General features: G+C 57.3%; 19 protein-coding genes and 1 tRNA gene. 9 read left to right on the top strand and 11 right to left on the bottom strand.

Annotation, left to right across the window (positions count from 1 at the left end):
• Positions 1-215 precede the first annotated feature (215 nt).
• The 4 genes from kdsA (at position 216) to HY36_RS16990 (ending at position 3,422) form a co-directional block, all read left to right on the top strand.
• A complete protein-coding gene (gene kdsA / locus HY36_RS17005) occupies positions 216-1,064 on the top strand; it encodes a 3-deoxy-8-phosphooctulonate synthase (RefSeq protein ID WP_035555527.1) in 849 nt (282 codons plus the stop codon).
• Positions 1,061-1,531: a GNAT family N-acetyltransferase gene (locus HY36_RS18010; RefSeq protein WP_051602927.1), complete on the top strand. Its 471-nt coding sequence runs from the start codon at positions 1,061-1,063 to the stop codon at positions 1,529-1,531. Before kdsA ends, HY36_RS18010 begins: the two co-directional genes overlap by 4 nt.
• Positions 1,528-2,082 carry a pseudouridine synthase gene (locus tag HY36_RS16995; RefSeq protein WP_035555524.1) on the top strand — a complete coding sequence of 185 codons (555 nt, stop codon included), beginning with the start codon at positions 1,528-1,530 and terminating at the stop codon, positions 2,080-2,082. The genes HY36_RS18010 and HY36_RS16995 overlap by 4 nt, the downstream gene beginning before the upstream one ends.
• Before the next feature lie 92 nt (positions 2,083-2,174).
• Entirely contained in the window at positions 2,175-3,422 is a 1,248-nt protein-coding gene (locus HY36_RS16990; RefSeq protein ID WP_081806265.1) for a mechanosensitive ion channel family protein, read from the top strand.
• A gap of 12 nt (positions 3,423-3,434) precedes the next feature.
• Here the strand turns inward: HY36_RS16990 and HY36_RS16985 are convergent, their stop codons facing one another.
• The 5 genes from HY36_RS16985 to phaP all read right to left on the bottom strand — a co-directional run bounded on the left by HY36_RS16985 (position 3,435) and on the right by phaP (position 8,549).
• Positions 3,435-4,637, bottom strand: coding sequence for a serine hydrolase domain-containing protein (locus tag HY36_RS16985; protein WP_035555521.1), 1,203 nt, complete (start codon positions 4,635-4,637; stop codon positions 3,435-3,437).
• Between the two features lie 102 nt (positions 4,638-4,739).
• Entirely contained in the window at positions 4,740-7,061 is a 2,322-nt protein-coding gene (gene clpA / locus HY36_RS16980; RefSeq protein WP_035555518.1) for an ATP-dependent Clp protease ATP-binding subunit ClpA, read from the bottom strand.
• A gap of 27 nt (positions 7,062-7,088) precedes the next feature.
• Complete coding sequence (clpS, locus tag HY36_RS16975) at positions 7,089-7,487, bottom strand: ATP-dependent Clp protease adapter ClpS (RefSeq protein ID WP_081806264.1); 399 nt, start codon at positions 7,485-7,487, stop codon at positions 7,089-7,091.
• 71 nt (positions 7,488-7,558) lie between these two features.
• Positions 7,559-7,951: a DUF1499 domain-containing protein gene (locus tag HY36_RS16970; protein WP_051602926.1), complete on the bottom strand. Its 393-nt coding sequence runs from the start codon at positions 7,949-7,951 to the stop codon at positions 7,559-7,561.
• A gap of 169 nt (positions 7,952-8,120) precedes the next feature.
• The gene (gene phaP / locus HY36_RS16965; protein ID WP_035555515.1) at positions 8,121-8,549 is read right to left on the bottom strand and encodes a TIGR01841 family phasin; all 429 of its coding nucleotides are present in this window, start codon (positions 8,547-8,549) and stop codon (positions 8,121-8,123) included.
• Between the two features lie 242 nt (positions 8,550-8,791).
• Between phaP and HY36_RS16960 the strand changes: the two genes are divergently transcribed.
• Both HY36_RS16960 and HY36_RS16955 read left to right on the top strand, forming a co-directional pair.
• Positions 8,792-9,901: a D-alanyl-D-alanine carboxypeptidase family protein gene (locus HY36_RS16960; RefSeq protein WP_081806263.1), complete on the top strand. Its 1,110-nt coding sequence runs from the start codon at positions 8,792-8,794 to the stop codon at positions 9,899-9,901.
• Positions 9,902-9,992: 91 nt separating this feature from the next.
• Positions 9,993-10,955, top strand: coding sequence for a KpsF/GutQ family sugar-phosphate isomerase (locus HY36_RS16955; RefSeq protein ID WP_035555513.1), 963 nt, complete (start codon positions 9,993-9,995; stop codon positions 10,953-10,955).
• Between the two features lie 5 nt (positions 10,956-10,960).
• On the opposite strand, the gene HY36_RS16950 is transcribed toward HY36_RS16955, so the two are convergent.
• Together HY36_RS16950 and galE are read right to left on the bottom strand one after the other, a co-directional pair.
• Positions 10,961-11,782, bottom strand: coding sequence for an SIMPL domain-containing protein (locus tag HY36_RS16950; protein ID WP_081806262.1), 822 nt, complete (start codon positions 11,780-11,782; stop codon positions 10,961-10,963).
• A 38-nt stretch (positions 11,783-11,820) separates the two neighbouring features.
• Positions 11,821-12,870: a UDP-glucose 4-epimerase GalE gene (gene galE / locus HY36_RS16945; protein ID WP_035555509.1), complete on the bottom strand. Its 1,050-nt coding sequence runs from the start codon at positions 12,868-12,870 to the stop codon at positions 11,821-11,823.
• Between the two features lie 150 nt (positions 12,871-13,020).
• On the opposite strand from galE, the gene HY36_RS16940 reads away from it, so the two are divergent.
• Positions 13,021-13,097, top strand: a tRNA-Ile gene (locus tag HY36_RS16940).
• A 38-nt stretch (positions 13,098-13,135) separates the two neighbouring features.
• Here HY36_RS16940 and HY36_RS16935 read toward each other — a convergent pair.
• A complete protein-coding gene (locus HY36_RS16935) occupies positions 13,136-14,089 on the bottom strand; it encodes a UDP-glucuronic acid decarboxylase family protein (RefSeq protein WP_035555508.1) in 954 nt (317 codons plus the stop codon).
• Between the two features lie 103 nt (positions 14,090-14,192).
• Positions 14,193-15,065: a phenylalanine 4-monooxygenase gene (gene phhA, locus HY36_RS16930; protein ID WP_035555507.1), complete on the bottom strand. Its 873-nt coding sequence runs from the start codon at positions 15,063-15,065 to the stop codon at positions 14,193-14,195.
• 611 nt (positions 15,066-15,676) lie between these two features.
• Between phhA and HY36_RS18005 the strand changes: the two genes are divergently transcribed.
• Positions 15,677-17,335, top strand: coding sequence for a sulfotransferase family 2 domain-containing protein (locus HY36_RS18005; protein ID WP_051602925.1), 1,659 nt, complete (start codon positions 15,677-15,679; stop codon positions 17,333-17,335).
• Positions 17,336-17,342: 7 nt separating this feature from the next.
• Complete coding sequence (locus tag HY36_RS16910) at positions 17,343-19,640, top strand: hypothetical protein (RefSeq protein WP_051602924.1); 2,298 nt, start codon at positions 17,343-17,345, stop codon at positions 19,638-19,640.
• A 35-nt stretch (positions 19,641-19,675) separates the two neighbouring features.
• Here HY36_RS16910 and HY36_RS16905 read toward each other — a convergent pair whose 3' ends face one another.
• Complete coding sequence (locus tag HY36_RS16905; RefSeq protein WP_051602923.1) at positions 19,676-20,632, bottom strand: DUF2793 domain-containing protein; 957 nt, start codon at positions 20,630-20,632, stop codon at positions 19,676-19,678.
• 130 nt (positions 20,633-20,762) lie between these two features.
• Positions 20,763-22,655, bottom strand: coding sequence for a hypothetical protein (locus HY36_RS16900; RefSeq protein WP_155842030.1), 1,893 nt, complete (start codon positions 22,653-22,655; stop codon positions 20,763-20,765).
• Between the last annotated feature and the right edge of the window lie 268 nt (positions 22,656-22,923).

Below are 22,923 nucleotides of genomic sequence, written 5' to 3'. Positions count from 1 at the left end.
TTATATCCTGTGGTGCCCGGCCGGAGCAGCCTCCTGTCGGCGCATAGAGATATTTGAAGGTATGCTGAAACGCTGCCGAACTTGCTGAGTCCCGAGGACTCACGGAAGCCGCCCCAGAGGGCGGCTTCTTTGATTCTGATATGCCCTGACTGCGCCGGGTTACGTTTTGACCGAAACAGCGCTATCTCACGCTAAACTTCTGAGCGGAGCACCCCATGAACGCGCTGACCCACAAGACCTCTGGCTGGAGCATTGGTACCGGCAAACCCCTGTCGGTGATTGCTGGCCTGAACGTATTGGAAGATGAGGGCCTCGCCCTGGAAATCGGTGGAGAGCTCAAGCGCATCTGCGAGCAGCTGGAGCTGCCCTATGTGTTCAAGGCGAGCTTCGACAAGGCGAACCGCTCTTCCATCAAATCCTATCGTGGCCCCGGCCTTGAGGACGGGTTGCGCACACTGGCCAGCGTGAAGGCAAAGCTGGGCGTGCCAATCTGCACCGACCTTCACGAGCCTGGCCAGGCTGAAGCCGTGGCCGAAATCGCGGACATCGTGCAAATCCCGGCTTTCCTGTGCCGTCAGACCGATCTCGTCGTGGCGACTGCTCAGGCCACTGCTGCCGCCGGCGGTATCGTCCAGGTGAAGAAAGCCCAATTCATCGCGCCGTGGGACACCAAGAATATCGTCTCCAAGATTGGTGAAGCCGCAGATGTCGGCGTAATCCTGTGCGAACGCGGCTCCAGCTTCGGTTACAACAATCTGGTGGTCGACATGCTCGGCATTTCGGAAATGCAGAAACTCGGCTGTCCGGTGACAATCGACGCGACCCACGCTGTCCAGCTGCCGGGCGCAGACCCACGCACCGGAGGGGCCTCGACGGGTGGTCGCCGGGATGGCGTGGCGATCATCGCCAAGTCTGCGATCGCAGCAGGTGCCGACGGCGTGTTCCTTGAGTTCCACACCGATCCCGACAAGGCGCTGTGCGACGGACCGAGCTGCCTGCCTATCTCATCCGCCGAAGGCCTGCTGCGCACGCTGAAAACTCTGCGCGAAGTGGTCAATTCTTGATCCGGGACGCTGTCTCATCAGACCGGGAGGCACTTGCCTCCATTCTTTTCCGCGCCAGTCGGGACGTGTTCCCGCTGGCCGGCATTGAGCGGATCGATAAGACCGAATTCAATCGCCAGACCGAAGGCGAAAGCATACTGGTCGCCGAAGAGGACAATCGTCCGGTCGCATTTGCCAGCATCTGGGACGCCGAACACTTCCTGCACCATTTCTTTGTCGACCCCGACTATCATCGCCGCGGCATTGGCCGGTCTCTGATGGTTGCCACAATGATGAGATATGGCAGCTCGCTATCGCTGAAATGCAACACGGCGAATACACGTGCCCGCGCCTTCTATCGCGCAATGGGCTGGATCGAAACCAATGAGCCCGGCGGGGAGAGCCAAGGCACGGGTAGCTGGATCTGGATCCGCACCCCCGTTGCCGCCGCAGCCCTAGGCCTGTTGCCAGATGAGCAAGACCGATGACGCGCCTGATCGCCTTCAACAAACCCTTCAATGTGTTGTCGCAATTCACCGACAAAGGCACGCTGGCCAGCACCCGCGAGACATTGTCAGACTATCTGGCAGTCCCGCGAGTCTATCCTGCCGGCCGCCTCGACCGAGACAGCGAAGGCCTGCTGTTGCTGACCGATGACGGGAAGCTGCAGGCGCGCATCTCCGATCCGAAGCACAAGATGGCAAAAACCTATTGGGCCCAGGTAGAGGGCGTGCCGGATGACGCAGCGCTGGATGCCCTGCGCAGTGGTGTGGACCTCAATGACGGACGCACCGCGCCAGCAAAAGCGCGTCGTATGGAAGACCCCGCCAATCTCTGGCCCCGCACCCCGCCGATCCGCTATCGAAAATCGGTGCCGGATAGCTGGATCGAACTGACAATCACCGAAGGACGAAACCGCCAGGTCCGGCGCATGACCGCTGCGGTCGGCCACCCCACGCTGCGCCTCATTCGTGTTCAGATCGGTGACTGGACGCTTGGCGATCTCGCCTCCGGGGAGTGGCGCGACATCAAGCCTTGAGCCCTGCACCTTCACAGATGGCATAACTCAGATTAGCAAGCGGCACTCCACCCCTTCCGGGCCAGCCCCGGCCAAACAGATGGAGCCCGAATATGGACGAGACCCAGCTGCCGGACTGGTTTGCCAACAACGCCCCGGAATGGGCCCTTGAGCCTGCGATTTTCATTGCGAGTGTCTGGAATGATGGCGCCTACGGGCTGACCTATGGCGAAATCACCATCGCTGTGATCATCATCATGATTGCCATGATGGTGCGTGGCCTGTTTGCCCGGATCATGGTGAAGACCGTGATGCGCTTTGCCTCCGGTACGAAATCCGGATTCGACGACGCTCTGGTGAAGTCCATCTCGACCCCGCTGAAAATCGTTCCTGTCATCATCGGCATCTACATAGCGCTACAGGTGACCAACATATCCGGCGAAGCCGAAGTCTACGCCACGCGCATTCTGCGCTCGATCATCACACTCGCCGTGTTCTGGACCCTGTCTCGCGCCGTCCATGCGTTTGAGTTCCTGTTCCGCGGCCTCCGGTCTGCCCTGTCGCCCGCCGCAGTCGACTGGATGGTGAAAGCATTGCAGATCATCCTGATCGTGCTGGGCCTTGGCGCCGTAGCTGAGCAATGGGGCATCCAGATCGCGCCGCTCCTGGCAGGCCTTGGGGTGCTCGGCATCGCCGTCGGCCTCGGCGCGCAGGATTTGTTCAAGAACCTGATTTCCGGCCTGCTCATCATTTCCGAGAAACGCTTCATTCCCGGCGAGTGGATTCAGGTGGATGGCGTGGTTGAGGGCACGGTCGAGAAGATCAATTTCCGCTCAACACTGGTGCGCCGCTTCGACAAGAGTCCGGTCTTTGTGCCCAACAGCGCGCTGTCAGACGCCGCCGTCACCAATTTCTCCCGCATGACCCACCGCCGCATCAAATGGGTGGTCGGCGTTGAATACCGCACCACGGTCGACCAGCTGAAATACATCCGCGATGAGATCGAAGCCTGGCTGTGGAATGATGACCGCTTCGCAAAGCCGCCAGAGGCGGCCCTGTTCGTGCGCGTCGACAGCTTCAACTCCAGCTCGATCGACTTCCTGATCTATGCCTTCACCCACACCAAGAACTGGGGCGAATGGCTGGAGATCAAGGAAGAGTTCGCGGTCGCCGTGATGGAGATTATCGACAAGGCCGGCACTGGCTTCGCCTTTCCGAGCCGTACGATCTACCTGCAGGAAACCGATCCACCGGAAATCATGGCCCCACCCGCCCGCAGTGAAAGCGTTGCCCGGGCACAAGCTGCCAAGGCTGGCAAACTGCAGACGATCGGCATCGGCGAAGCCAATGATGATGGCTGATCTGACGTCCGTCTATTTCACCCATACGCCGGGCGCGTTGGTGCGATAGCCAAGGCTGCGATAGGCGGCGTCAATCAGGCTCTGGGCGCGGTCATTCACAAGGATGCCGCTGCCCATCTGGTTCATCGTGTAGCTGAAGGCGAGGCCCGCCTCGGGGTCGGCAAAGCCAATTGAGCCGCCTGCACCAACATGGCCAAAGGCACGATCGCCCATGATGACGCTGGTTCCGGGGCCTGCGTTCAGCGCACGATTGTCCATGGACTTCATGAAACCTGGCCCAAACCGTGTTGGAATGAGTAGCGTGGCGTCGCGCTGTGTCGCCGTTGTGACCATGCTCATCGCCTGCAGTCGGTCATGTGACACCAGCGTACCGTCATTTGTCGCCAGGGGTGTGTACATCGCAACCTGACCGCGAGCGTTCGACAGGCCGCCCCCGCCGCCGATCTCTGCCGCCTGCGATTTACGGTCGTTGAAGTCCCACCCACCATTGTTCATGAAGCTCTTGTGCTGGATCGAATCCGGATCAGTCAGCAGCTTGATCGCGAACTCGGTCGGCTGATCGTCCGGCTTGGGTGCGTAGGGAATGATCGGCGCGATATGAACATCCTCGCTCTCCGGCAGGCCGAGCCAAAACCGCGCGCCGGTTTTCTCAGCGACTTCCTCGCGAAAGAATGTGCCCAGCGACTTGCCAGACACGCGGCGGACCAGTTCGCCGACCGTCCAGCCAAAATTGATCATGTGATAGCCGTTACGTGTTCCCGGCTCCCAGAAGGCTTCCTCGTCTTCCAAGCGCTGGATCATGTAGTCCCAATCGGTGAAGCCACCAGGACGGACCGGATCTCTCAGCGTGGGCAGCGCGCTTTCATGATTCAACATCATGCGCACGGTGGTCTTCTCTTTGCCGTTCCTGGCAAATTCCGGCCAGTATTCAGAGACCAGCGCTTCGGGGTTCAGTTCTCCCCGGTCGATCAGGATATGCGCGCACAGGGCCGTTGCCGCCTTGGAGCAGGAAAAGACGATCGAGATCGTGTCTTCGCGCCACGGGTCATTCGTTTCGGGATTGGCCATGCCGCCCCAGAGATCGACCAGCGTCTCCCCATTCACCGACAGGCAGACCGATGCGCCGACCTCGCCCCGCTCCGCAAAGTTGCGCTCGAACTCTTCCTTCACGGCGGCGAATTTCGGATCGCTCGCTCCGCTGACGGCTGATGTCATCTGGTTTCCTCCCGATTTTGAAGGGGAGGATAACGACGCCACCAGAATGAGAAAGGGCTGCCCCACGGGCAGCCCTTTCAGAAACGTATCGCGTCCGAACGCCTAGGCAGGTTCTTCGGCAGAGCCTTTCTTGGCGGCTGGCTTTTTCTTCTTCGGCTTTTCGGCCACATATTTGAAGGCCAGCTTTTCGTCGTCCGCCTTGTCGATGTCGATATAGACAACACCGCCTTTCTGGAGTTCGCCGAACAGAAGCTCTTCCGCCATCGGTTTCTTGACGTGCTCCTGTATCGTCCGGGCCAGAGGCCGGGCGCCCATGTCCGCGTCAAAGCCACGCTTGGCCAGCCACTCACGGGCAGGCTTGGTAATCTCAATGGAGACGTTGCGATCTTCCAGCTGGACTTCCAGCTGCAGGATGAATTTCTCCACCACGCGGTCAATGATCTCCGGCGTCAGACCACCGAAGGTGATCGTGGCATCGAGACGGTTGCGGAATTCCGGCGTGAACAGACGCTTGAGCGCCTCTTCCTGCTCGTCTTCCTTCTTGCCCCGACCGAAGCCGATGGAATTCTTCGACGCATCCGACGCACCGGCATTGGTGGTCATGATCAGGATGACATTGCGGAAATCGACCTTGCGACCATTCGCATCCGTCAGCGTACCATTGTCCATCACTTGCAGGAGAATGTTGAACAGGTCCGGGTGAGCCTTCTCGATTTCGTCGAGCAGGAGGACGCAGTGCGGATGCTGGTCTACACCATCCGTCAGCAGACCACCTTCATCATAACCGACATAGCCGGGAGGCGCACCGATCAGGCGGGAAACAGTGTGCCGTTCCATGTATTCCGACATGTCGAAGCGCAACATCTCGACCCCCATGATGGAGGAAAGCTGTTTGGCAACCTCGGTCTTGCCGACGCCGGTCGGGCCGGTGAACAGGTAGGAACCAATCGGCTTGTTCGGTTCCCGCAGGCCGGCACGGGCCAGCTTGATGGAAGCCGAAAGTGCCTCGATGGCCTCGCTCTGGCCGTAGACCACGCGCTTGAGATCGGTCTCGAGAGACTTCAGCGCAGCCGCATCATCCGTAGACACTTGTTTAGGGGGGATGCGGGCGATCTTGGCGACCACGGCTTCAATGTCCTTCTGGCCAACGGTCTTCTTGCGCTTGGAGGCGGGCAGCAACCATTGCGTGGCACCGGCCTCGTCAATCACGTCGATGGCCTTGTCCGGCAGTTTGCGGTCGGTGATGTACCGATCTGACAATTCCACGGCGGACTTGATCGCATCATTGGTGTAACGCAGGCCGTGGAAATCCTCGAAACGGGATTTCAGGCCCGTCAGGATCTTGATTGTGTCCGGAACAGTCGGCTCGACCACATCGATCTTGCGGAACCGGCGCGACAGGGCGCGGTCCTTTTCGAAGTGTTGCTTGTATTCCTTGAACGTCGTCGATCCCATGCAGCGCAGGCCACCAGACTGCAGCGCAGGCTTCAGCAGATTTGACGCATCCATTGCGCCGCCAGACGTCGCGCCCGCGCCGATGATGGTGTGGATTTCGTCGATGAACAGGATGGCTTTTTCCTGTTGCTCGAGTTCCTTCATCACGGATTTCAAGCGCTCTTCAAAATCACCGCGATACCGCGTACCCGCCAGCAAGGCACCCATGTCGAGCGACCAGATGATGGCTTCGTCCAGGATTTCCGGCGCTTCGCCATCGACAATCTTCTTGGCCAGGCCTTCGGCAATGGCCGTCTTGCCCACGCCAGGGTCGCCAACGAGGATCGGATTGTTCTTGCTGCGGCGGCAGAGCACCTCGATGCAGCGATTGATTTCCATATCACGGCCGATCAGCGGGTCGATTTTGCCGGAGCGGGCCTTCTCGTTGAGGTCAACGCAATAGGCGTCTAGCGCCTCGTGGCCCTGCTTGACGGGTTCCTCCTCGGAGGTTTCCGCCCCGCGCGGGCTCGACTGACGGGACATGCCCGGCTGTTTCGCGACGCCGTGCGAGATGAAATTGACCGCATCGTAGCGGGTCATGTCCTGCTCCTGCAGGAAGTAGGCAGCGTGGCTTTCACGCTCGGAGAAGATGGACACGAGCACATTCGCGCCGGTCACTTCGTCGCGGCCGGAGCTTTCAACGTGAAGAATGGCGCGCTGCACCACACGCTGGAATGCGGCAGTCGGCTGAACGCGGCCTTCCGCTTCATCAACGGTGAGGCTCGAAAGCTCTTCATCAATGTATCGGCTGAGGTCTGCGCTGAGCGCTTCGATGTCGACCTTGCAGGCGCCCATGACTTCGCGGGCATGCTCATCTTCGGTCAGCGCCAGAAGCAGGTGTTCCAGTGTGGCGTATTCATGATCGCGTTCTGAGGCGAACGTGAGGGCCTTTTCGAGTGCGGTCTCTAAGGAGGGGGACAAACGTGGCAAGTGGCTGGCCTTCCGGAATAAGTGTTTCTAGTCGTCTTTCTCCATGACGCATTGGAGAGGATGTTCATGGCGTTTGGCAAGGTCCAATACCTGCGCGACCTTTGTTTCGGCCACTTCGTAAGTATACACCCCACACAGCCCCACGCCCTTCTGGTGGACATGAAGCATGATACGTGTGGCCTGTTCCCTGGAGCGGTTGAAGAACTGTTCCAGGATGTACACGACGAATTCCATCGGCGTGTAATCATCGTTCAACAGGAGCACACGATAGAGCGACGGCTTTTTCGTGCGCACCCGTGTCTGGGTGGACAGGCCAAAGTTTGTACCATCCTCATCACCGGTCTGCCCGCCCCCCGGTGGGTCGCCCGGACCAGGCTGGTTCAACCGTGCCGGATCCAATTCGGAATGATTCAGGTCGCCGCTCATATGTAACAAGATATACGTTCTTGTCCGACTTTGAAGAGCGGATTGACGGCAAAAACACAAACTGCCTGAAATCAGGTCACCTGCAGGCTGCTGAGAAGCTCATGTACGCGCTTGCGATTAGCCCCCAGATCGCTGTGGCCGATGCGTGATGCCGAATAGATCGCGAGCGTGGATTTTCCCTCGGCAGGCAAGACGGCAATGTTCACATCATCCTTGAACCGGAACAGTTTCGACACAGCGATGAAGTAGATGCGCCCCGCCTGCGCGTCGAGCGACTCCAGGCGCCAATCCTTGCGCATGCCGATCAGGGCCTCGATTCGGCCAAACAGGCTTTCGGGGCTGCAGTCAAAAACCGGCCCGGCCTCATCCGGCTTTGCCTGATCCGCAAAGCCCGCAGGGGCAACAAGATAGGTGTTCGGTGATTTGGGCCGCTCAAGGGCCTTGAAGTCCAGAAAATCGCTCATGGCCAGAATGTAGTCACGTGTCGCCGGAAGTCACAGCGCAATCTGCGCCCTGCCCCGGAAATTCTGCATATCAGGCAAAAAAGAACCGGACCAATCAGGCCCGGCTCAGTACTGTCTACACCACTCTACATTCCGGTCTGTCATCAAACCCGGAAATGCGGAAAGGAGATTATTTTGCGGAGAAGGCCATGAAGGGCTTCGCCGCATCACGCCATGCGGACATGCAGAGTTCTGCCTGTGCGCTCATTTCAGACGTGTAGGCCGAGAACAGGCTCTTGGCGAAACCGGACTGGATTTCCATCGCCTCGCGCGGGTCTTTCGCGCTCGTCATCGACTGAGTCGCCTCGACGCCTTGCTCAAGCGTACGCGCGAAAAAGTCCATGTTGCGTGCACCAATTGTGCGCATCATTTCGGAGGAACTGGCAGCTTGTTCAGCAAACGCCTTGAATCCGCCTTCGGCGTAATCGCCGAACTTGCCTGCAAAACCTGTCATCTGTTCCATGCCTTCATCAATCATTTTCGTAGCGGAATCTGCCACACGTGCTTCCGCTTTCGTCTTGGGAGCCGACTTCGGAGCTGTCTTCTTTGCTGTCGCCATGAGGAGGATCCTTTCACCCTGGATGATCTTACCTAACGTAAAAAATGAGCATTTGCAACATTTTTTGTGCGGTGCAGCATTTTAAATTTTGCACATGTTTTGCACTGGCTCCAGAAAGAGCCGTGAAACGGGATTACGGAATTGTGAGGGAGGGGTCTGTGTTAACATCTGGTCAACTGATTTGCCGGACTCTAAGGTTGATCCCGGGGCTCGGGGTTAACTCATTTCTCGGAGAGAACACGATGCGGCTCGCACAATTTCCTGTTGTCAAAGCACTTGCTCTCGCAGTGACGCTGCTTGTCGCAGGCCTGCATGCTCAAACTGCCTCTGCCGAGAAATACGCATCCATCGTGGTGGACGCCGAAACGCATGAAGTGCTGCACGCCCGGAACGCAGACGAAGCCCGTTACCCGGCCTCCCTCACCAAGGTGATGACGCTCTATATGCTGTTCGACGCGCTGAAAGCGGGCGACGTCTCGCTGGATGAGCGTCTCGTTGTCTCTCGCCACGCAGCGAGCCAGCCCCCATCGAATTTGAAACTGCGCACAGGTTCCACCATCACGGTTCGCGACGCGATCGGCGCGCTGGTCAGCAAATCCGCGAATGACGTTGCTGTCGTCGTGGCCGAGCGTCTGGGCCGCACCGAAAGCCGCTTCGCCCAGCTGATGACGGTGAAGGCCAAATCTCTGGGCATGGAAAACACCCGTTTCAGGAATGCATCCGGCCTGCCGGATTCCCAGCAAATGAGTACGGCGCGGGACCTGGCCATCCTGGCAGACGCGATGCTGACCGACCATGCTGACTATTATCACTATTTCTCGTCCAAGAGCTTCCAGTGGGCCGGCCGCACTTACAAGAACCACAATGAATTGCTCGGAAATGTTGATGGCGTTGACGGCATCAAGACCGGGTACACACGCGCGTCAGGCTTCAATTTGATGACCTCTGCCAAACGTGACGGACGGCGCATCATCGCCATTATGCTGGGCGGCAACACATCCCGGTCCCGGAACTCACATGTCGAAGACCTGGTCGAAGCCGCGTTCACGACACTGAACGACCCTACGCATGACACCCAGCTCGCTTTCGCGGGTGTGCTGATGCCGATCCATCCGGATGCCGCTGCGGAGCCGATGCTGAATGGCAAACCGCTGAGCGTGATCATTGCAGAAGGCAGCGAAGACAATGCCGCCACCCCTGCTCCTACGCTGACGTCGCCAGAGCCAACACCCGAACCGGAAGTGGCCGCCCACGCGAAGCTGGAAACCCCTGTCGAGAACTTTGCGGAGCCAAAAAGCGAGTTCATGAGCGTTGCGGAATATGAAGCGCGCCAAATGAAGCTGGCCAAGTAGGTTCAGCCACTCTTGGAGCCACCTGAATCCCTCCCTTGCCAGCCAAAGCGATGCAATACAGAAGGCTAGGCAAGACTGAGGAGGACCAGACTTGCCCAACGTTTCCGATATTCAGATTGCGCGAAATGTTATCCGCATTGAGCGCGAAGCCCTTGAACGATTGGAATCTTCTATCGATTCCTCAATCGAGAAAGTTGTAGAACTGATCCTGGACACGGACCGTCATGTAATTGTCGCTGGCGTGGGGAAATCCGGACATATCGGCCAGAAGATTGCTGCCAGCCTGGCATCCACCGGGACCCCTTCCTTCTTCCTGCATCCTACGGAAGCCAGTCACGGAGATCTGGGCATGGTAGTCCCGGGCTCGGTGGTCATTGCGATTTCCTATTCCGGGGAAAGTCGCGAACTGGTGGACCTTCTGAGGTATTGCCGTGGCAACAATGTACCGGTGATCGGAATCACCCGCGCGTCCGATTCGACACTTGGCCGCCATTCGGATGTTTCCCTGCTGCTTCCAAACGTCAATGAGGCCTGCCCAAATGGCTTGGCCCCCACATCTTCAACAACGATGTCACTTGCTCTTGGTGATGCGTTGACCGTGGTGCTGATGGAGCGTCGCGGGTTTTCGAGAGAAGATTTTGGTTTCCGTCACCCAGGTGGCAAACTGGGCCGCACACTTCAAACTGCTGCTGATTACGTCGCTGACCAGCACGACAAGTTCCCGAGCGTGCTTTCAAGCATCGGCCTCGAAGATGTGATCAGTGCTATATCTGAGGGCCGCAAAGGCTGCGTGGCTGTGGTCGATGGCGAGGGCAAACTCGTCGGGATGGTAACGGATGGCGATGTCCGTCGCGCTATGCTCAACAAGAATTTGAGCGGGGATGCGGCATCTATCATGACGCCCTCTCCCAGAACGGTAGAGCCTGACGAACGGATGTCCGCTGTCATCAAGCGCCTGACCGAGCATCGCATCTCCAACGCTTTTGTCGTGGAAGACGGACGCCCGATCGGGATTGTCGATATGAAAGACCTTCTTGCCGAAGGTTACATCTGATCAGCCTATTTGGTCAGCTCAAAGCGGATGCTGACTTGCGCTGAATACGTGATCTCACCGCCGGAAATCGGGGTCGAGCTCATATCGGCAGACTCGGCCATCGCAGCCATTCGGCCCATAGGCATGGGCGTTTGTTCAAAGCCACCGCTTTCGGAAATACCCACAATACGGGCGACTTTCATGCCCACGGCATCGGCATAGAGCTCCGCCCGGGCCATCGCATCAGCCACCGCTTTCTGACGCGCCTCATCTTGTGCACCGGATGGGTCATCAAGCGAGAAGCTGAGACCGGAGAAGCGATTGCCGCCCGCTGCGACGAGGCTGTCCAACGTCTCTCCGAGCGTATCAAGATCGGTTACTTTCACTGTCAGCTGGTTCGATGCAGAATATCCCCGCAGAACCTGTTTGCCACTACGGCGGCCGTTCGTGTCCGTTTCTTCCACATAGTCATAGACCGGATTGAGCGAGATGTTGGACGTCTGCATGTCCTTGTCGGCAATGCCCGCAGATTTGAGCGCCAGCAGCATGCTGGTCATGGCATCGGCCTGCGCCTGCATGGCCGCGACGGCAGTATCCGCCTCTTCCTGCACGCCAGCTGTAATGTGGGCCGTGTCGGGTGCGCGCTTGACCTTTGCATTGGCGGTAATGTCGAGCGTTGTTTCAGGCTGGATCGAATTTGGGTGAATGGTCATCTGCTGTGTCCCGCTGGATGCCGATGGCGACGGCATCTGGGCGCAGGCGGGCAAGGCACCGGCCAACGCAAGCGCGCTGGAGGCGATAAACAGGGTCCGGAAATTGCGCATGAAGTCTCCTCGGTTCTGATTCATGTAACCGAGAGCTAACAGCGCATTGTGTCAAACTCGCGTCAGGCGGATTTGCTCTGGCGTTGCGGGTATCCCTCTGGATTGCCGCTCTGCCATGCCCATTGGTCCCGGCACATATCTTCGAGACTGAAACGGGTCTTCCAGCCAAGAAGTTCCAACGCGTACGCCGGATCGGCCCAATAGGCCGGCAGATCACCGGGACGACGATCCACAAACTCCAACGGAATTTCACGTCCGCTCGCCTTTTCGAAGGCTTTGACCACATCCAGAACCGAATAGCCGTTTCCAGAGCCAAGATTTACAGTGAAGCTGTCCGGTGCCTCCATCAGCTTCTCAAGCGCCGCGATATGCGCCTCGGCCAGATCGACGACGTGAATATAGTCTCGCACGCCCGTGCCATCATGCGTGTCATAATCATTGCCGAACACGCTGAGATGCGGACGGCGCCCAACCGCAACCTGAGCAACGAACGGCATCAGATTGTTCGGAATGCCGTTCGGATCTTCACCGATCAGCCCTGTCGGGTGCGCGCCAATCGGATTGAAGTAGCGCAGAATGCCTGCATTGATCCCCGCCCCGGACGCAACAAGGTCATTCAGCATCAGCTCAACGGCATATTTCGTCATGCCATACGGATTGGTCGGGGCGAGCGGATGGCTCTCTGTATAGGGCAATGAGACCGGCGTACCGTAGACCGTCGCAGAGGACGAAAAGACGATATGGTTCACCGCTGCCTTTTTCATGGCTTCCAGCAGGCTCAACGTGCCCTGCACATTGTTGCTGTAGTAATCAAGCGGCTCTGCTGTCGACTCACCAACGGCTTTCAGGCCAGCAAAATGGACAACCGCAACGCAATTGTGATCCTGCATGGCACGGGTCATGGCGTCCGTATCACGTATGTCCGCCTCGATTACAGGCAGGTCATTCGTGCCAGTGATCTGGCAAATGCGATCGACAGCAGCGAGACTCGAATTGACGAAATTATCTACAATAACAGGCGTGTAGCCCCGCTGAAGCAATTCCACGCAAGTGTGAGAGCCAATATATCCCGCGCCACCAGGCACCAGAACATGTCTTGATCGTTCCTGCATGAAGTTCGAAACCCTTATCATGAAGCCGCCGGTTTAGGTATTGCAACCGTTCAATGCAACAAGCCTGCCGAGCAACACGGTGCAGAAACAAATTTGGCAAAGCATTCCACACATTGCCAAGACAGGGAAGCACGCTAAAACGGGCCGCTGGGGCCTGTAGCTCAGTTGGTTAGAGCGGACCGCTCATAACGGTTTGGTCGCGGGTTCAAGTCCTGCCGGGCCCACCATTCCTTCGAATTGCGCCACACAAACGGCGCGCAACTCGCTAGATCATCTCAAGGATCTCATTTCGGAAATACTCAATCGTTGGGCGCAAGCCTTCAGCCAAGGCAATTGTCGGTTCCCAACCAAGTGTCGTCTTCGCACGTGTAATATCTGGCTGGCGCTGACGCGGATCATCCTGTGGGAGTGGCCTGTGGACGAGCTTCGATGTGGAGTTCGTTTGCTCGATAATCTGCTCGGCGAGTTGGCGGATGGTGAACTCCCCCGGATTACCCAGATTGATGGGACCCGTGACATCATCCTCGGTATTCATCAGGCCGATCAATCCGTCGACCAGATTTGAAACGAAGCAGAAGCTGCGCGTCTGTTCGCCATCACCGTAGAGCGTGATGTCCTCACCGCGCAGGGCCTGAACAATGAAGTTTGATACGACGCGACCATCATTCGGGTGCATGCGCGGCCCATATGTGTTGAAGATCCGGGCAATCTTGATCTTCACGCCGTGCTGTCGATGATAGTCGAAAAACAGCGTCTCGGCGCAGCGCTTGCCCTCATCATAGCAGGCGCGCGGACCTAGCGGATTTACATTCCCCCAATAGTCTTCAGTCTGGGGGTGGATTTCCGGATCGCCGTAAACTTCCGACGTCGAGGCTTGAAGGATTTTCGCCCGGGTTCGCTTGGCGAGGCCCAGCATATTGATTGCACCGTGCACACTGGTCTTGGTCGTCTGCACCGGATCAAACTGGTAGTGCACAGGGCTTGCCGGACAGGCCATGTTGTAGATTTGGTCAACTTCGACAAAGAGGGGCACGGTTACATCGTGACGCATGACTTCAAATTTCGGATTGTCGAGCAAATGCGCAACATTGCTGCGGCGGCCCGTGAAGAAATTGTCGACGCAGAGGACTTCCGCCCCGGTTTCAAGCAAACGCTCGCACAAGAAGGAGCCAATGAACCCGGCACCGCCGGTGACGAGAATTCTGGGGACATAATGCATGCCCTATGCGATCCTCGCTTTTCCCTGTCCGGTCAAGGCTCTTGGACACTCTCGCACTGCCTTCGAGACGGCAATCGCGCCCTCAACACCTGCCGCATATTGCTCAAAGTCCTGCTTTCGTGCGGAAATAGTCGAGCGTGCCGCGATGGATCAGCGCGTCCTCTGGCACGGTTTCATGCGCCTCGACGGCGGGCTTGCTTTTCACCTCATCATAGACGCCGCCGAAATCCTTGTAGCAGGCGTCCAGCAGGGCATCGAAACTGTCGATCACGAAATAGGTCTGCTGGAAGTCGTCGATGATATATTTGGTGCGCATGATGCGCTGCAAGTCGAAGGCGACCCGGTTGGGACTGTCATCCTCAAGCGCAAACACGGTCTCGTTCGGGCTTGAGAGAATGCCGGCGCCATAGATGCGCAAATCGCCCGCTTCCCGGATCAAGCCGAATTCGACTGTATACCAGTAGAGCCGCGCGAGATTGTGCAACTGGCCGAGTTGCATGGCGCGCTGGCCGCCCTTGCCATAGGCCTCCATGAAATCGGCGAAGACCGGATTCGCCAGCATCGGCACATGACCGAAAATGTCATGGAAGATGTCCGGTTCCTGGAGATAGTCGAACTCCTTTTCCGGCCGGATGAAAGCCCCTGCCGGGAAGCGGCGATTGGCGAGGTGCTCAAAGAAGATTTCATCGGGCACGAGCTCCGCGACGGGGACCACCCGCCAACCGGTCAGCTTCTTCAGCTTGTCGGAAAGTTCGCCCATATGCGGAATGCCGGCGGCCGACAGTTCCAAGTCCGCCATCGCGGTCAGAGCCGCCTCGCAGGCGCGTCCCTTGGCAATCTCGCGCTGGCGGCGAAACAGCCGGTCCCACCGGTCATGCTCTGCCGCAGAATAGGTTTCCCACGCCTGATCAATGGTGAAATCCGCTGCTCTCGGCGCGTCATGATAGCGGTTCTTTGACGATGTATCATTGCTCATCAGCTCTTCAGACCTGAGTGCAGGCCCTCTCCGAAGACCATTGTTTCATTTGTAACAATCTAGTTAAGCTTGGCTCCTCTGACAATTGGCAACATCGGGCGCGAGATGATGCGAGGCGATTCTATCTGAAGTCAGCAGACCTGCCCCCATATTGCCCTCGTCTGGTCATGTTCATCACCCTCAAATCGCCTGATCCTGAAGATCAAGAGTGATTGAGAGTGGCAGTATCGAAAAACTTAATGATACCCTGCTTGAACACGATTCAGGAAATTTCCCGCTAGGGGACAGATAGACGACAAACGGACGCGAAATTGACAGATCCCGATATGATGCATCCGAACCACTCCGGCCAAACAAATGTCCTCCAACGCACCCAATACCGGAGACCTTTGCCAGGCGACGGAGGGGAGCTTCGCCCCCTTGCCGGCGTCCTGATTTGAGGCGGACTGACTTTGACCACATTACTTGAACAACACCGCGCCACGCGGTATGCGCCGCCAGCTATCTATCCTGTGCGGCACCGATCGTCAGGGATCATTTTGTATCGTCTTGGGTGCAATTCGTACGACCCGCACCCAATGCCGCTGTATGAGTATCAGGGAGTTTCATGAATGGCTGTTGTTCTTAAAGACTTGGGCGTTTGCTATTTTCCTGCGCCAAAAGTCGCCAATACATCAATCAAGCACCTGATGTATGAAGTTGAGCATGGACATTCCTTCGTCGGAGAAAAGGATGAAGTCACCGGCGCTGTCCGGCACATCCACAAGGAATTCTCGACCCCCTTGTTCAAGGAACTGGATCTCAGCGAATACGATCCCTTTCTCCGGTTCGCGGTAATCCGGGATCCTGTCGAGCGCATGTTGTCGGCATGGCGCAACCGGGTTGCGCATCATGGGGAGCTCAGTGAAGGAAAAGTCTCCGTAGAGAAGCTGACCGAAGCCGGCGTGATCGAAAACCCGGACCTGGAAACCTTCATCGACAATCTGGACACATACCGTAGGGTCAAGGGGTCTATCCACACCCATACCGCCCCCCTGGTAGACTTCCTGGGCAAGGACAGCACCTACTACCACCTCATCTTCACAATGGAGAATTCTCACCTCATTGAGGAACTCTTCTATGTGATGACCGGTGTCCGCCGTTCCATGGGGCGCAGCCAGACCGGTGGCCCCAAAGTCAGCACGCAGGACCTGGACGCCGGGCGCATTGAGAAGATCAAGGAGTTTTACGCCGAGGACTATGAGGTCTTTGGGCACCTTTTCGCTTCTGACGGCGCCGGAGTTCCCCACGGCAACTACAAGGCCCGCACCACGCCTAGCCCCAAGAGCCTTCCAAAGGCCCAAAAAAAGCCCGAAAAGAAAGGCGAAAAGGCGAAATTCAGGCCAATGGATGTGGTGGCCGGATATCTGCCCATTACTAAGGAAAATACACCTGAAATACAGTGCCCGGCTTGCGGGCAGAAAAACTGTCATGTTCAGGTGCAATACCCATCAAGGGTGGACAAGTGGGCGGCGCTACGCGTGATGATTTGTGAAAACTGCGGATTGGGTTTCGTACCGGAAATACCATTCGATCTCGAAGCGTATCGTCGCCAGAAGAGTCAGCGCGTGCAGAAACGTGCTGCCAATGTGCCACCGGAAAAGTATTTCGAGACGATCGACCGCGATCAAAGCCGTATCGCACGCCGCGCACGAACCCATGCGTCGCTGCTGAAAAAGTGGGCCGGAAATATCGGCAATTTCCTGGAAATCAATCCCCGGTCTGGCGCCCTCTATCATTATGTGCCCTCGGCCTCAAAATGGGCAGCAGATGTCGATGAGGCCTGCGCGCCCCATCTCGACCATCTGGGCGTGAAACGCTCCACGCTGATGAGTTTGCCGCACGGGACCTATGATGTGGTTGTGGCCGCGCATCTCTTGCAGGAGATGCCGCTCGACCAGGTTCCCGGCTTTCTCGACAGGTGCAGAGATTTGCTGACGCCTGAGGGCCTTTTGCTTGTCGAAGTCCCGGAATGGGGATCGCTCCATAATCGCGTTCCCCCCAAGCATGGCGGGTATGAGCCACATACCAACTTCTTCTCCCCCCAGGCCCTTGTCGGTTTCCTGGAGACAGCAGGCCTCAAAATCCACTATCTCCAAACCCGCGACAAGCTGTTCCCGGTCTCGCCTGATGGAAAAGTCGACTTCGAACAGTGCACAGATCGAAATGCCAAGGATGCGACTCACCTCCTGGCGATTGTCAGCACCAATCCCTCCTCCAGCAAGACATAGGTGAAGCATGTTCCCGCAGTTAATACCGGATGAAAAGGCGATCACCCCGAACGACATGACTGCGGTCATTTGCGTGCGCTTGCACGAGAACAATCCGTGGGTACTCGACCGGCTCCGGAAATTGGCGGGATATTACGACCCGTGTCCTCCAATCCTTATCATCGATTTCGGAAGCGAGGGAGACTACGGCAAACAGGTGGAGGCCGTTTGCACGGAATGTGGCTTCGCCTACCTGCACGAGCCTGACTATGACGTCTTTTCGCTAGCACTGGCCCGGAATGCCGCATGCCAGCTCGTAACCACCGATTTCATATTCTTCACGGATATCGATTTCTTCAGCACCCGTGACATGTTTGCCCAACTGGCACGGACAGCTAATGCGGCCTCCATGAATACAGCGTTCGACGTTATCCTCGACTTTCCGGCATACCACGTCACGGAAGACGAGACCCGGAAGATCGAGGGCGAACCCACCAATGACCGCATGTCTGCGCGTATCGAAAAGATCGGATTCGAATCTCAATACTCCGCATTCGATGAGAAGGTCGAGTTCATTGCCCCGTACTCGAACGTTTTCCTGATCTCCAAGAAGTACTTTACCGTCCTTGGCGGATATCACCCCATTTTCCGCGGGCATGGGTCTGAGGAATTCGAATTCTTCCTACGCGCAGGAATCTACTCATCCTTCTTCAGTATGCCGCCAGACGTCCTGACAGATTGTCATGGGCCTAAAAGGCCGGATTTCTGGACGCACCGCACGTATCGCGGGTTCCGGGATCTCAACCAGCACTTCGCGTCCCGCACAGAGCGCGCCGGATTAAAGGTCTTTCATCTTTGGCACCCCACCAAGACGGTGGGTGACTGGAGATCACATAATGACTGGAAGCGCGGAAAATTCCGGGAAGCCACGGCGGAGTATCTCACGGAATACGCCAACCTCCTGAAAATAGACACGCTGCCAAAGAGAAAAAAAGCCCTGTGCATCTGCAAGACGCCTGACCATTGGGGGTATTTCGTTCCGCTTCGGCTGCATGGTTTTGAACTGATACCTGTCTTTGACGATGATCTGGACACGATCAAACTCATGAATGAGATGATTGTGGAGAAACAGGTCGACGCCCTGGCCGTCTTCAATCCCTACATGAGCAGTCATCAGAACTTCTACACGACTTATCTGATGGCCAAGGATCTTGGCATCGAGACGATCGTCGTAGAGCGGGGCGCCCTGCCGAATACCATCTATTATGCAGAGGACGTGAGTTATACTGCGCCGTCCTTCTCGCAATCCGAGCTGGACAAGATCACGCTTTCGGATAGCGAACGAAAATCCGCGCAGGCATATATTGATCTCCTACGTGAAGGCGAATTGCTTTTGGAAGGCGCCACCCCGCGCGAACTCACCGACCAAAAATATCAGGCCCTGAAAGAGATGACCCGGCCTGTGGTGTTTATTCCTTTGCAGCTCGATGATGACATGGCTGTGACGAAGTTCGTCCGCAACAGTCAGCAATATGACGATTTCGTCGATTCCATCCCGGCCGTCGCCCGTGCCAACCCGAATATCCTGTTCGTGGTCAAGCCGCATCCGCTGTCAAAGCGGACCTACAATTACCAGATGGAAAACATTCTCTTGGCGGACAACAAGGACAATATCCACTCCCTGCTCGACGCCTGTCAGATGGTAATCGTTTACAATTCCGGCGTGGGGCTTTTGTCAGCATGTCAGGGCAAGCCGCTGATCTCCATCGGCAATGCATTCTATAATCTCGAAGGCATTGGCCACTTTGCGGATTCTCTGGAGGATGCCGTCCGTAAGGTCGCCGAGGGCGTCTCGGCGCCAGACATGCCCAAAGTGGAAGACTTGGTCGGCAAGTATCTTTTCCATCGCTACTCCTGGTTCACCGCCAAAGATGACATCCGCGAGTTCGCCCACCGTCAGGCCCATGGATACAAGAAGATCCAAGTCTCCAGATCTGTGATTTCCGGAAAGGCAAAAGACCACGTCTGGGAGAAGGCGCTCCGCCCGCCGAGCAAGCACAGCTATGGATATGCGGCGCTCAACATGTTTCCCGCAGACAAGAAGGCGCGCGCGCAGGCCGCTGCCGAGGCCGCGCTGAACGGCTCACGGCCTCTGGCCCAGCGGCCTTTCCTGTCCCGCACCCTATTAAAGGCGGCTTATATTCCGCTGGAAAGCCGGTTCACGGACTATCAAAAGAAACTCTACAATGAAGCGCCGGAAGAATTGTTCCGCAACTTCAGGAACCCGTTGCTGATTGGATTGGGCCGGGTGGCGGGTGTGCGCTAGTTCCCCGCTTGGTCCCTGCGCGATCAGAGGCCCATTCAGGCCAGGAACGCGTAGCGATAGGTTGCCACTCCTGACCTGCGGCTTTCTACCTGAATCTCATCCGTCTGGACTGAGATGCTTGTACGGTTCGCGTCGCCCGTCGTGCCGGTCAGCGCTATGGTATCACAGTTTGACACGCCGCTGCCCAGATAGATCGGCACCAGCGACAGGGACGGACCGACATCGAACAGAAACACGGCGCTGTGATTCAGGTTCGGAAAGCTGAGGCTGTGGCTCCACAGGAAGAAAATCCCCGAAACTTCCGGCGTCGGCACATTGGTGCTGGTATCCTCGTCCAGAGAGATCGTCCCCCCATGCATGGCCGATACCCGAACGCCTGCAATCTCCTCCGGACACTCAAGCCGCGTCTTCCAGTTCGTCCCGTCCGGGGAGGTCCGAACGGAAAGTCCGTTCACGCCTGACAGGCCGAGTTCTGCGCCACCAATGAAATCGGTCTGGAACAGTATGCATGCCGCATCGCCAGATGTGGCCCGGTTGATCTTCAACCGATGGTCATGCCCATCATGAGTGAACAATGCTGCCTCGGAGGACACGGCAAGACGGTTCGTTTCATCCGGCGCCGCATTGATGCCCAACTGATTGATGTTTTCTGTCATGGCTGGCCGCCATGCCCCGGCACTGAACACATGCAGACTTTGAGTGTCTTCGATCCAGGCGCGCCACCCTTCACGGGGCGCGAGGAACTGCCAACTGCCAGAGTCCCGCAAAGCGAGTTGTCCGTCCTGGCCAGCAAACGCCCCGATCGCGCCATCGGGCACAATCTGGCGATCACCGTCTTCGTTACCTGGCAGCGGCTCCAATTCTGTTGCCGACACCACAGACAGGTGAACCACACTGTCCAGCACGGCGAGTGTCTCGTTTACAGTGATGTGTTTCTGGGCTTGTCCTGGCAGGAGGAATTGAAATCCGAGATTTGGTGAAAAATCGATCATGAAGCTCTCCGGAACTGTTCTGGGTGAGCTTAGCGGTGGGGCCGCGCCGTCGGATCCGGACCTATCTTTCGGTTGCTGACCCTGAGTATCTTCAACACGAAGAACACCTGCCGCGCCGGGGATACTCCCCTTACGCTCCCCGCATCAGCGATGCGAGCAATTCGTCGAATGCGTCGGGAAAATGGCTCAGGGAGAAACTGCGCTGATGGCAATACTGATAGAGAAAGAGTTTTACCCGGCCGATCCAATCGGCATCGGGCTTGCCGTTTGTCACCTTTTCGACCGCAGACATCAGTTCCGACCGGGAACTGACCTGATGCGCTACGGCAGAATAGTCGCTGGCCCCCACTGTGATCACCGGCTTCAGATGCAACAGGGCTTCGACGCCCACGCCTGAATTGACGGTCACCACCCCCTCTGCACGCTCCAGCAAATGATGAATCGCGGTCTGACTCACAAAGACATGAGAGCCGCGATCCTGAAGGCGACTCACGCGTGCGCGCGTGGTGGCGGATTTGTCCAAGGGATGGGACTTGATAACAAGATTGGTGCCGGCCGCCTCGCACGCCCTGACCAGCGTATCCAGCCAGTCATCCATATCCATGGAGGCGAGACTCATCACCGTATCGTCAGGCACCTGCAAGGCGGCGAGCAGGAATCTGTCCGGCAAGGCGTCCTCATCGACCATGCGCTGCTCATATTTGGAAACGCGCTTGTCCACATATTCATGTCTCAATGCCTTGAACGCGGCATCAATCCGTTCACTGGAGATATCAGCCCCTGTTGCCAGGGGATGGCGCTCCTCCCAGCCCGAAAACCCCAAACGGTCGAACCGGAAATATCCAGGCAGCGCGCTTTCCTTGAAATTGAGAAATCGCTGCTCCCTCAGGGCTATGGAATGATAGCTGAGCGTCGGCATGGACGGGCTACCGCTCTGGCGGACATCAAAGATGTTGGTTGCCGCGACGGGATAGAAATAACTGACCTGATTCGCGGCGCGCCGGCTGGCCGCCTTGAAGGCATCGAGAAATGATTCCTGTATCGGGTCGTGGTCCGCCTGACGCCAGTATCCTTCCCCGAGAACTCGCAACCTGCAGGTCGCCGGCAGCGCGTCCTCCACCACGACACAGTCCGAAAAGCTCCCTTCGCAAGGAATGGCCCGCTGGTCTTGTTTCAGGCCGTTCAGTGTGACGAGGTTCAAGATCGCCTCATACCCCTGCACACTCTCCGGAACCAGCACATCTGCAGGATCGAGAAGACCGCGCAATTCCTCTGGCAGGGCCGCAAGTATTTCGGCGACAGCCTCAGTATCTCCCGGAATGAGCGGAAATCCCATTTGCCACATCGCTCGGAAACGGGCCTGCTTGTTTGGCGCAGGCCAGTTGGCCAATGCCTTCAACAATAATTGATGGAACGCGACCCTATCGGTATCCGGGTAACCTAGCGCTGCTGCAATATCCCGCGCGGCGATGAGATGCTCGATGCCCATGTCGGCGCCCTTGCCCAGCGCCTCCCTGATACAGGCAAAGGCACTGCCAAGCTGGTCCATTTTCATGTGGCGCCGCGCAAACCGGTAATAGGGAAGAAAGGCGAGCGTCATGGGCATGTTGGCAAGGCATGCATATGCCGTTTTGTAGTCCTGCGCGTGCAAGCTCTCGTGGAATTGATACTCTGAAAAGTTCAGGGCGTGGCGCGCGCAGAATGCCTCAATGATTGGGCGTCTTGCGGCCAGGTCGTCCTCGGAAATTCCTGCCAATTGGTGTATCAGGCACCTGACATCGGCTGCATGAGCTGACCCGTCCAGAACATGCGGAATCAGCCATTGGCCCAGCGCGGGCTGGTTCCAAACCCGCTGCTCGAGCCGTCCATGACGGCAGAATTGGAGAGTTGCGGCGAACCCCGGCTCTGGCACATCCGGATTGGTCTGCCGGTACAGGTCCGCGTCGAATACATGGCTACGGTGCAGCTCGACTGCTCTGGCGATATCACCCAGTGTTCGCTGCAGTGTCCGGTATTTTTGCATGAAAGACCAACTCAAAACCTGGGCGCAACCGATACCGAATCACCCTCCTGCGGAACTCTTCTTATTTGCATCGCTCCCCTTGCACAAATTCTTCCATGCAGGGCCTGATCATTCCACCGCACTGACAGTTTGCCATGTGGCAGCCTACGACAAGCGGCTGACGATGACAGCCCCTATTGCCTACAGGCTGCAACCTGGTCTACGCCATTACGCTTGTAGGGACGCCAATCTGAACTTTTTGGCCAGATGGGTGCCCCTCGGGGTTAGG

Origin of the sequence: Hyphomonas atlantica corrig., assembly GCF_000682715.1 — a bacterium.
Lineage (GTDB): Bacteria > Pseudomonadota > Alphaproteobacteria > Caulobacterales > Hyphomonadaceae > Hyphomonas > Hyphomonas atlantica.
The sequence above is the reverse complement of the archived record's forward strand: the minus strand, read 5'-3'. Positions and strand labels throughout refer to the sequence as shown.

Bases quoted from the DNA above. Each gene is read 5' to 3' on its own strand.
- HY36_RS16995 (WP_035555524.1), top strand. From the start codon at position 1,528: ATGACGCGCCTGATCGCCTTCAACAAACCCTTCAATGTGTTGTCGCAA.
- HY36_RS16990 (WP_081806265.1), top strand. From the start codon at position 2,175: ATGGACGAGACCCAGCTGCCGGACTGGTTTGCCAACAACGCCCCGGAA.
- galE (WP_035555509.1), bottom strand. From the start codon at position 12,870: ATGCAGGAACGATCAAGACATGTTCTGGTGCCTGGTGGCGCGGGATAT.
- HY36_RS16950 (WP_081806262.1), bottom strand. From the start codon at position 11,782: ATGAATCAGAACCGAGGAGACTTCATGCGCAATTTCCGGACCCTGTTT.
- HY36_RS16905 (WP_051602923.1), bottom strand. From the start codon at position 20,632: ATGATCGATTTTTCACCAAATCTCGGATTTCAATTCCTCCTGCCAGGA.
- HY36_RS16960 (WP_081806263.1), top strand. From the start codon at position 8,792: ATGCGGCTCGCACAATTTCCTGTTGTCAAAGCACTTGCTCTCGCAGTG.
- HY36_RS16900 (WP_155842030.1), bottom strand. From the start codon at position 22,655: ATGCAAAAATACCGGACACTGCAGCGAACACTGGGTGATATCGCCAGA.
- HY36_RS16935 (WP_035555508.1), bottom strand. From the start codon at position 14,089: ATGCATTATGTCCCCAGAATTCTCGTCACCGGCGGTGCCGGGTTCATT.
- HY36_RS16985 (WP_035555521.1), bottom strand. From the start codon at position 4,637: ATGACATCAGCCGTCAGCGGAGCGAGCGATCCGAAATTCGCCGCCGTG.
- clpS (WP_081806264.1), bottom strand. From the start codon at position 7,487: ATGAGCGGCGACCTGAATCATTCCGAATTGGATCCGGCACGGTTGAAC.
- HY36_RS16970 (WP_051602926.1), bottom strand. From the start codon at position 7,951: ATGAGCGATTTTCTGGACTTCAAGGCCCTTGAGCGGCCCAAATCACCG.
- HY36_RS16910 (WP_051602924.1), top strand. From the start codon at position 17,343: ATGTTCCCGCAGTTAATACCGGATGAAAAGGCGATCACCCCGAACGAC.
- phhA (WP_035555507.1), bottom strand. From the start codon at position 15,065: ATGAGCAATGATACATCGTCAAAGAACCGCTATCATGACGCGCCGAGA.
- HY36_RS18005 (WP_051602925.1), top strand. From the start codon at position 15,677: ATGGCTGTTGTTCTTAAAGACTTGGGCGTTTGCTATTTTCCTGCGCCA.
- phaP (WP_035555515.1), bottom strand. From the start codon at position 8,549: ATGGCGACAGCAAAGAAGACAGCTCCGAAGTCGGCTCCCAAGACGAAA.
- kdsA (WP_035555527.1), top strand. From the start codon at position 216: ATGAACGCGCTGACCCACAAGACCTCTGGCTGGAGCATTGGTACCGGC.